The organism is Rhodococcus sp. (in: high G+C Gram-positive bacteria) (assembly GCF_049591685.1).
In the GTDB taxonomy this organism is placed as follows: Bacteria; Actinomycetota; Actinomycetes; order Mycobacteriales; family Mycobacteriaceae; genus Rhodococcoides.
The window spans coordinates 1-6922 of sequence record NZ_JBAWFH010000548.1 but is presented as its reverse complement, the minus strand read 5'-3'; the positions used below and the strand labels follow the sequence as shown (position 1 = coordinate 6922).

Genomic DNA, 6922 nt, shown 5'->3' with positions numbered 1-6922 from the left:
GGTCGGCGTCGGTGATCGGTGCCCCTATTTCCGGGCTCGGGGTCTATGTTCTGGATTCGAGGTTGGCGCCCGTTCCGGTGGGTGTGGCAGGTGAGCTGTATGTCTCGGGCGGTCAGTTGGCGCGTGGATATCTCGGCCGCGCCGATCTGTCGGCGGTGCGGTTCGTGGCGAATCCGTTCGGTGCGGGGAGGCTTTATCGCACCGGCGACGTCGCTCGCTGGGTCGAAAGCGGTTCGGCCGCAGGCGGTTCGGATGCTGGGGAATTGGTGTATCTCGGTCGTGCCGACGATCAGGTCAAGGTTCGCGGTTTCCGCATCGAGCTCGGGGAGATCGAGGCCGCTGTGTCCGCGCAGAACGGCGTCACCGCGGCTGCGGTGATCGTGCGTGAGGATTCACCCGGCGCTCAGCGTTTGGTGGCGTATGTGGTGGTGGGTGCGTCGGATGTGGACGCGGTCCGAGCCGGGGTGGCCGAGTTGGTGCCCGAGTACATGGTCCCGTCGGCGTTCGTGCCGATGGACGAGATCCCGTTGACGATCAACGGCAAGCTGGACCGAAAGGCGTTGCCCGAGCCGGCAACTGCGGCCGTGGAATTCCGTGCACCGACGACCCCGATCGAGGAGATCGTCGCCGGGGTCTTCGCCGACGTCCTCGGGGTCGCCCGAATCGGTGTGGACGACGACTTCTTCGCGCTCGGCGGCAACTCGCTGATCGCCACCCAGGTGGTGTCGAGGTTGGGCAGTGCGCTCGACGCATCGGTACCCGTCCGCCTGCTGTTCGAGGCATCGACCGTGGGAGACCTGGCTGCGCGGGTCGAATCCGCGGTCGGCGCCGGCCGGAAGGAACTCGTTGCCCGGGAGCGGCCGCGGAACGTGCCGCTGTCCCTCGCTCAGCAGCGCATGTGGTTCCTCAACAGGTTCGACAGCGCGTCGACGGCGTACAACATTCCGATGGCGCTGCGGCTGACCGGCCGCTTGGACGAGGACGCCTTCGCTTCGGCCATCGGCGACCTCGTCGCACGGCACGAGACGCTGCGGACGGTGTACCCGGATACCGAATCGGGTCCGGTGCAGCAGGTCCTTTCGTCCGAGCGTGCAGGTGTGCGCTTGGTTGTGGAGGACACCGACGCCGATTCCGTCACCGAGCGGGTGATGGCGCTCGCCGCGACCCGCTTCGACGTCACCGCCGAGGTGCCTGTACGGGTGGCCCTGTATCGGGTGAGTGCCGGCGAGTACGTGGTCGCGATGGTGGTTCACCACATATCGGCCGATGGTTCGTCGATGGTGCCGATGACGACCGATCTCATGACGGCCTACGCGGCCCGAGTCGCGGGTACCCAGCCGGGGTGGGTCCCACTGCCCGTGCAGTACGCCGACTACGCGCTGTGGCAGCGCGACGTTCTCGGACGTGAGGACGATCCGACATCGGTCGGCGCGAAGCAGCTCGACTACTGGAAGTCCGCTCTGGCAGACCTTCCGGATCAGTTGGCGTTGCCCATCGACAAGCCACGGCCCGCCGACCAGAGTTTCCGCGGAGACCGAGTTCAGTTCGCGGTGTCGGCGCAAACCCATGCCGCACTTCAGGAATTGGCTCGCACTCACAACGCCACCGTGTTCATGGCGGTGCACGCCGCGTTCTCGGTTCTGCTCGCGCGTCTGTCCGGCACGACGGACATCGCTCTGGGAACCCCGATCGCCGGTCGCGGCGAGGCAGTGCTCGACAACCTCGTCGGCATGTTCGTCAACACACTCGTGTTCCGCCTCGACGTGGACGGTGGACAGAGCTTCACCGACCTGCTGGGTCGTACCCGCGAGACCGACCTGCAGGCGTTCGCCAATGCGGACGTGCCGTTCGAACGACTCGTCGAGGTCCTCAACCCTGCTCGCTCGACGGCGCGGCACCCGCTGTTCCAGGTCGGGTTCTCGTTCCAAAACGTTGCACGGTCGTCGCTCGAACTCGGAGATCTGACGGTCTCGGCAGTCGACGCGGATTCGGGTACCTCGCAGTTCGATCTGCACCTCATCCTCGCCGACCACTACGACGACACCGGAGCGCCGGCAGGGTTCGAAGCTCTCATGACATTTGCGACGGACCTTTTCGAGAGGTCCACCGTGGAAGCCATCGTCGAGCGCTTCGTTCGGGTCCTCGAATCGGTCGTTGTGAATCCGGCGGTCGCGGTCGGTGACATCGAGATTCTCGACGCCGTCGAACGTGGTGAGCTGATCACCGGCTGGAACGACACGAAACACGAGACCGACGGATCGCTCACGCTCGTCGACCTGTTCGACGAGCAGGTACGGACGGGTCCCGACAGAACTGCGCTCGTGTACGAGGGTGACTCGATCTCTTACGCGAAGTTCGACGCTCGGGTCAACCGCGTCGCCCGGTCGCTCATCGACCGCGGGGTCGGACCGGAGTCCCTGGTGGGTCTCGCGATCCGACGGTCCGTCGATCTACTCGTCGGCATGTACGCCATTGCCAAGGCCGGCGGCGCCTACGTGCCGATCGACCCGGACCAGCCCGCCGATCGCACCGAGTACATCCTTGCGATCGCCGAGCCGGTCTGCGTCGTCACCACAGCCGCCGACGGTGTCGACGTCCCGGGATCGGTCGATCTCGCCGATCTGGAACGCGCAAACGACAACGCGGCGCCGATCGAGCAGGACGAGCGACGCTCGCCGCTGCGCAGCACCGACACCGCCTACGTCATCTTCACCTCGGGGTCGACGGGCAAGCCGAAGGGTGTCGCCGTGCCGCACGGCGCCATCGTCAACCAATTGCTGTGGAAGCACGCAGCATTCGGTATGGACTCGTCGGATTCGGTTCTGCTGAAGACCGTTGCCACGTTCGATCTGTCGGTGTGGGAGTTCTGGTCCGCGTTGACCGTCGGAGCATCCGTCGTCATCGCCACCCCGGACGGACACCGTGATCCCGACTACCTGCTGGGGCTTTTGCGAGATCAGCGGGTAACGACGCTGCACGTCGTTCCGTCGATGCTGTCGATGTTGACCACGGTCTCGGGCGGCTCGTTGCCGCAATCGCTTCGCCGAGTGCTCGCCATCGGCGAGGCGCTCCCGGCTGCCACGGCACAGTCGTTCCTCGAGAACAACACAGCAGAGTTGTTCAACCTGTACGGGCCAACGGAAGCCGCCGTGTCCATCACCTCCCACAGGGTGGTGCCAGAAGATGCCTCGGTGGTTCCGATCGGTCGACCCGAGTGGAACAGCACGGTCTTGGTCCTCGACTCGCGGCTGCAGCCGGTTCCGGTCGGAGTCAGCGGTGAGCTCTATCTCGCGGGCGCCCAGTTGGCTCGCGGTTACCACGGCCGTCCGGACCTGAGCGCGGACCGTTTCGTGGCCGATGTGTTCGGTGTCGGCACCCGCATGTACCGCACCGGTGACATCGTTCGGTGGACGTCGTCCGGTGAGCTCGAGTACGTCGAGCGCGCCGACTTCCAGGTCAAGGTCCGCGGCTACCGCATCGAACTCGGCGAGATCGAGTCGGCGCTGCGAGCTCAGGGATCGGTGCGCGACGCCGCCGTCACCGTGCACAACGACGGCCGCACCGGCGACCGGCTCGTGGCATACGTCGTGCCGTCCGTAGCGCCCAGCGAGGTCATGAACACGGTGGCGATCGAGGCCGCCCTGGCACAGACGCTGCCGTCGTACATGGTTCCGTCTGTGTTCGTCGTGCTCGATGCTCTGCCGCTGAACACCAACGGCAAGCTCGATCGCAAGGCGCTGCCCGAGCCGGAAACGGTCGTCGGCGAATTCCGTGCCCCGACGAACCCGGTCGAGGAAGTCGTTGCGAGAACACTGGCGGAGGTGCTCGGTCTCGATCGCGTCGGATTGGACGACGACTTCTTCTCGCTCGGCGGTAACTCGCTGATCGCGACGCAGGTGGTTGCGCGGTTGGGGGCTGCTCTGGACACGCGCATTCCGGTGCGGACAATCTTCGAGGCGTCGACGGTGTCCACACTGGCAGCGCGGGTCGGACCGCTCGTCGGCGGCGGCGCTCAGGTGCCCCTCGTTGCACGAGAACGCCCTGCCTCTGTGCCCCTGTCCCTCGCACAGCAGCGGATGTGGACCATCAACCAGGTGGATCCGACGTCGGCGGCCTACAACATCCCGGCCGCGGTGCGGTTCACGGGTGCCCTCGACGTCGCCGCGTTCGCCGCAGCGATGGCCGATGTGATCGACCGCCACGAGGTGCTGCGTACCAAGTACCCCGACAGCCAGGAAGGCCCCGTTCAGGTCATCGGTTCGGTGGCCGACGCCATGCCTGATCTCGCGCCGATCACAGTGACCGAAGAAGAGGTGTTCGGCCACGTCGGAGAGCTGTTCGGACACGGGTTCGACGTGACAACGGACGTTCCGGTTCGCGCGGCGTTGTTCGCGCTGGGCGAGAACGATCACGTGTTCGCCCTAGTTGCGCACCACATCACGGCCGACGGCTTCTCCATGCGGCCGCTGATCCGTGACGTCATGCTGGCCTACACCTCACGGGCAGCAGGTGACGCCCCGCAGTGGAAGCCGCTGCCGGTCCAGTACGCGGACTTCACGCTCTGGCAGCGCGAAGTTCTCGGCAGCGAGGACGATTCGAACAGTGCCTTGGCGTCACAGTTGGCGTACTGGAACCGCGAACTGGCCGGTCTTCCCGACCTGTTGCCCCTGCCGACGGACCATCCACGGCCACCGCGCCAGTCGACGATCGGCGAGGCGTACGAGTTCGAATTCGGCTCGGAGCTCGCGCAACGGATAGAGAAGACAGCGCGCGAGCACAACGCGACCGTCTTCATGGTCGTGCACAGTGCGCTCGCAATTCTGCTCGCTCGGCTCAGCGGTACCGACGACATCGCCATCGGTACGCCCACCGCGGGCCGCGGCGAGCAAGCGCTCGACGATCTGGTCGGAATGTTCGTCAACACCCTCGTGTTGCGCACCCGCGTCGAAGGCGGCATCACGTACGCCGACCTGCTGGCGCGGACCAAGGACACCGACCTCGGCGCCTTCGGTCACGCGGACGTGCCGTTCGAACGTCTCGTGGAACAGATGGGTCGTACTCGGTCGAGTGCGTACTCGCCGCTGTTCCAGGTCATGTTGACGTTCCAGAACGCGGTCAGCGGCACCTTCGCGTTGCCCGGCCTCGAGGTGTCGACGCTGGCAGCCGACGAGGATCAGGCGAAGTTCGATCTGCAGCTCACGGCAATCGAGCAGTTCGACGAGTCCGGGGCTCTGCAGGATGTCAAAGCGCTGTTCAACTACGCCACGTCGATTTTCACGCGGTCGACCGTGGAGAAATTCGCCGATCGACTGCTCCGCATCCTCGATGCGATCACCCAGGATCCGTCCGTGACACTGCGCTCGATCGACATCCTGTCCGAAGCCGAGCGAGCTGCGTTCGCGCCGAAGCGCAGGGCGAAGACGGTCGACGATCTGCCCTCGCTGGTGTCGCATGCGGCGTCGGTGGCGCCGTCGGTGGTTGTGCTGAGCCACGATGGCACCGACATCACCTTCGAACAGTTGGGCGCGAAACTCGATGCGGTGTCGAAGGCCATGGGCGCCACGCTCAAGCCCGAAGCGTTGATCACCGTGGCGCTGTCGCAGCTCGTTCCGGGCATCTTGCCTGCGCTGGGTGCGCAAGGGTACGCGGCCGCGGTGGCCTCGATGATCGAGGTGGCCGACAAGGTCACCGGGGACCGATCCGAAGCAGGGTGACGTCTCGGGTGTCGGTGACGGCAGGGATAATCGAACGAGCAGCAATTTTCGGTGCGGTGAGCGGGAGGAAGAGTAGATGAGCTTTGGTGGGTCCGGTTCGCATTCGACAGCGATCGACGATCTACCGGGGCTCGTCGCCCGAGTCAGCAACACCGATGCCGACAGGACAGCTCTCATCTTCGGTGACGCAGCGGTGTCCTACGGAGACATCCACCGAGAGTTGACCAATCTGGACACCGCGATGGGCGGGGTTCTCGGAGCCGACGCTCTGGTGCCGCTCGCGCTGTCCACGCTCGTACCGGGCGCCGCCGAGTCGGCCGAGGGCGGGCTCGAGTCGATCGTCGCCGAAGTGGTGGCAGACGCCCGCGAACTTCTGGGTGAAGCCGCGGTGCCGACGCCTGTTTCCTCGTTCGACACTTTGCCCGCGCGTTTTCGGGCGCAGGTGGAGCGCAGCCCCGAGGCGGTCGCACTGCGATACGAAGAGCACACGCTGACCTACGCCGAGTTCGACGCCCGGGTCAACCGGCTGGCGCGTCGACTGATCGAGTCGGGTGTCGGTCCCGAGGTTCGCGTCGGGTTGTCGATGTCCCGCTCGGTCGAGATGCTGGTGGCGATGTATGCCATCGCCGCGGCGGGCGGCGCATACGTGCCACTGGACCCCGATCATCCCGCCGATCGCATCTCGTACGTGCTGGACATCGCGAGGCCGTTGCTCGTCCTCACCACCGAGGCGGAGAAGACACCGCTGCCGAGCGGCACCCAGGTTCTTCACGTCGACTCCGAGGATGTGTCCGGGTACTCGTCGGAGCCCATCGCTGTCGACGAGCATGCGCATCTCTTGCGGCCGGCGAACACCGCCTACGTGATCTTCACCTCCGGATCCACCGGTCGGCCCAAAGGTGTTGCGGTGTCGCACGAGGCCATCGTCGCCAATCTCGACTGGCGTCAACGCGACTACCCGCTCACCGCGGAAGATGTCGTGCTGCAGAAAACCCCCTTCACGTTCGACGTGTCGGTATGGGAGTTCTTCTGGCCGTTGCAGGCCGGAGCAACGCTGGCCATCGCCGCACCCGACGGTCATCGTGATCCGGCGTACATCGCCGATGCTGTGGTGTCTCATGGAGTCACCACAGCGCACTTCGTGCCGTCCATGCTCGCGGTGTTCCTCGGTCAGTTCGATTCGGCTGTTGCCATGGTCATTCCGAGCC

General features: G+C 65.6%; 1 protein-coding gene and 1 pseudogene. Both read left to right on the top strand.

Going from position 1 to position 6922, the window contains the following annotated elements; all coding sequences use genetic code 11:
* Positions 1 to 14: 14 nt before the first annotated feature.
* A pseudogene (locus tag WBQ44_RS22420) lies at positions 15 to 5714 on the top strand (amino acid adenylation domain-containing protein); the annotation flags it as partial.
* Between the two features lie 76 nt (positions 5715 to 5790).
* Positions 5791 to 6922, top strand: a 1132-nt coding sequence (locus WBQ44_RS22415; protein ID WP_495568862.1) for an AMP-binding protein, incomplete at its 3' end; no start/stop codon positions are given.